This window comes from Rhabdaerophilum sp., from assembly GCF_046092605.1.
Taxonomy (GTDB): Bacteria; Pseudomonadota; Alphaproteobacteria; order Rhizobiales; family Beijerinckiaceae; genus Rhabdaerophilum.
In genome coordinates this window covers 1-3,013 of record NZ_JBJTDY010000001.1, presented here as the reverse complement: position 1 = coordinate 3,013, position 3,013 = coordinate 1, and the positions used below count along the sequence as shown (strand labels likewise).

Genomic DNA, 3,013 nt, shown 5'->3' with positions numbered 1-3,013 from the left:
CAAAGCCCGGGATCAAACACCTAACGTTCATTGGAGGCGCATAGAAGGACGCATTCTTTCTGAGGTGTAGTCTCAGTGGGAACGCACTGCAAGATAGCATTTTGGCGTTCTACGCACTGTGCATATCCGGCTGGGATTAAATTCATGTCGTAATATGGGTAGATTATATGTTGTGGAATTTTATTAATCGGGATGAATTTTATTTCAAAATCACCGTTGCTGTCTATCATGAATAAGTTATAAACAGCGGCTGCAAAGTGTACCACTGAACCGGTGATTATGCTGCTGCGATAGCGGCGCAAAAGTGTACCGGTCCGTTTAGTCCCTTCTGTCGATGATTATCGGCAGGGAGGGTCTGGAAGGATGTTCACAGTGGAACTCTATGCCAAGATCCGGCGCGCGGTGATGGTGGATGGGCTGAGCCAGCGGGAAGCTGCGCGGCGGTTTGGCGTTCACCGCAATACGATCGGGAAGATGCTGCAATTTTCGGTACCGCCGGGCTATCGTCGTGGCGAGCGGCGGGTGTCGACGAAGCTCGGGCCACACCATGGCTGGATTGACCGCGTTCTGGAGCACGACCGGAGCGTCCACAAGAAGCAGCGGCACACGGCGGTGCGGCTGTTTGAGCGACTGCGGGATGAGGAAGGCTACACGGGCAGCTACACGCTGGTACGCGAGTATGTGGGCGAGGTGCTGCTGCGTTCGCGCGAGATGTTTGTTCCGCTGAGCCACGCACCTGGCCACGCTCAGGCGGATTTCGGGGAGGCGGACGGGTATATCGGTGGCAAGAAGGTCCGCTTCCATTACTTCTGTATGGATCTGCCGCAGTCGGATGGCTGCTTTGTGAAGGCCTATCCAGCGGAGACAGCGGAAGCCTTCTGCGATGGCCATGTCGCGGCGTTCGCCTTCTTTGGCGGCGTGCCTGGCTCGATCCTGTACGACAACACCCGTCTTGCAGTGGCCAAGATCATCAAGTCCGATGGCAGCAGGATCACCGGGCGCACGCGCTCGCAGATGTTCGCGGAGCTGCAGAGCCATTATCTGTTCGAGGACAAGTTTGGCCGCCCGGCCAAGGGCAATGACAAGGGCAAGGTTGAAGGGCTGGTCGGCTACGCCCGCCGCAACTTCATGACACCGCTTCCGGTTGCGACAAGTTTTGAGGCGCTGAACGCGACGTTGGAAGATGCCTGCCGTAAGCGGCATCATGCGATCCTGCGGGGCCAGACAATGAGCATTGCCGAGCGCATGCAGGCGGATATTGCGGCCTTCATGCCGTTGCCGGCCGCACCGTATGATGCCTGTCACAAGATCGCGACGCGGGTCACGTCCCTGTCGCTGGTGCGCTACCGGAACAATGATTACTCGGTGCCAACCCGGTTTGGCCACCGGGACGTGCTGGTCAAAGGATATGTCGACCGTGTCGAGATCGCCTGCCATGCCGAGACCATTGCCGTGCATGCAAGAAGCTATGACACGGCGGATTTTGTCTACAACCCACTGCATTATCTGGCATTGCTGGAACATAAGAGCCGGGCGCTGGACCAGGCCGCTCCGCTTGAGGGCTGGCTTCTCGCCGAAAGCGTCCATCGGTTACGGCGCTTGCTGGACCTGCGCATGGGCCATCCCGGCCGGCGCGAGTTCATCCAGGTGCTCCGATTGATGGAGAGCTTCCATCAGCACCAGGTCGAGCAGGCTGTGTCCGAGGCTCTCGCCCTTGGCGCCATCAGCTTTGACGCGATCAAGATGTTGCTGCTGGCGCGGCTGGAGAGCCGGCCAGCCCGGCTCGATCTGACCTTCTATCCCTATCTGCCATCGGCAACGGTGAAGACTACCGATCCGCGGGCATACATGGGATTGGTCGGCACGGCATCAACAACAATCACAGCAGGATTACCGGCATGAGCATGCAGCACGAACCATCCGTCCTGACCTCGGTGACACCAGCCGTGCTGCTGGGCAATCACTTCCGGGCATTGAAGCTGCCCACCTTCGCCCGCGAGTACGAGAAGGTGGCGATGGAATCAGCGCAGGACCGGGCCGACTACCCACGCTACCTGCTGCGCCTGTGCGAACTGGAGCGCATCGACCGCGATCGCCGCAATATTGAACGGCGCATCAGGCTGGCCCGCTTCCCCCAGACCAAGAGCCTCGATACCTTCAACTTCGAGGCCCAGCCTTCGCTCAACAAGGCCTTGGTGCTGGAACTTGCCCGCTGTGACTGGATCGAGAAGCGTCAGAACTGCATCGGCCTCGGGCCATCAGGGACGGGCAAGACCCATATCGCCCTGGCTCTCGGACTGGCGGCTTGTCAGAAGGGTTACTCCGTCGCCTTCACCACCGCAGCAGCCCTCGTGCATGAGTTGATGGAAGCGCGCGACGAGCGCCGCCTGCGCGCCCTGCAAAAGCACCTCAACAGCGTCAAGCTGTTGATTGTCGACGAGTTGGGCTATGTGCCATTCACTGCTGTCGGCTCGGAACTTCTCTTCGAGGTATTCTCCCAGCGCTACGAGCGCGGCGCCACACTGGTCACCAGCAATCTGCCATTCGACGAATGGACCTCCGTCTTTGGCTCGGAACGCCTCACCGGGGCACTGCTCGACCGCCTCACCCATCATGTCCATATTCTGGAAATGAACGGAGAAAGCTTCCGCCTCGCCACCAGCAAAAAGGCACATCGCCGCCAACCGCAAGGATCAATCCAACCCGCAAAATAACCGACAAGCTATGCCGGCAGCCCTGCTGCGCTTCGCTCCGCAGAGCCCCAGGCACAGCAAAGACAACACATCACCGGGCGCTCATTGCGCCCTTTCTATCAACCCGACCGGTACAGTTTTACGCCGCTATCTGGAACAATGTTCCGCCGCTGTTGACATTTACGCGGATCAAGGGCTTTTGCTGATCTGTCCGCGTATCGCCTGTTCATTGACGAGATCATTTCAAGGCGCAATGCACGCCATGCCGGCCGGATCGACCTTGAACGCAAGGATCTCTTGCCGCTTCCTGACCGGCGCAC

The 3,013-nt window shown here is 59.0% G+C and carries 3 protein-coding genes; all 3 read left to right on the top strand.

What is annotated here, in order from left to right:
* Positions 1-363 precede the first annotated feature (363 nt).
* Positions 364-1,902, top strand: a complete 1,539-nt coding sequence (istA, locus tag ACKODO_RS00015) for an IS21 family transposase (RefSeq protein WP_408981402.1) — start codon at positions 364-366, stop codon at positions 1,900-1,902.
* A gap of 23 nt (positions 1,903-1,925) precedes the next feature.
* Positions 1,926-2,714 carry an IS21-like element helper ATPase IstB gene (gene istB, locus ACKODO_RS00010; protein ID WP_408981403.1) on the top strand — a complete coding sequence of 263 codons (789 nt, stop codon included), beginning with the start codon at positions 1,926-1,928 and terminating at the stop codon, positions 2,712-2,714.
* Between the two features lie 10 nt (positions 2,715-2,724).
* Positions 2,725-3,013 (top strand): hypothetical protein (locus ACKODO_RS00005; protein ID WP_408981401.1); only part of this gene is annotated, 289 nt, incomplete at its 3' end.

Excerpts from the sequence above, each read along its gene's own strand:
- istA (WP_408981402.1), top strand. The coding sequence starts at position 364 with ATGTTCACAGTGGAACTCTATGCCAAGATCCGGCGCGCGGTGATGGTG.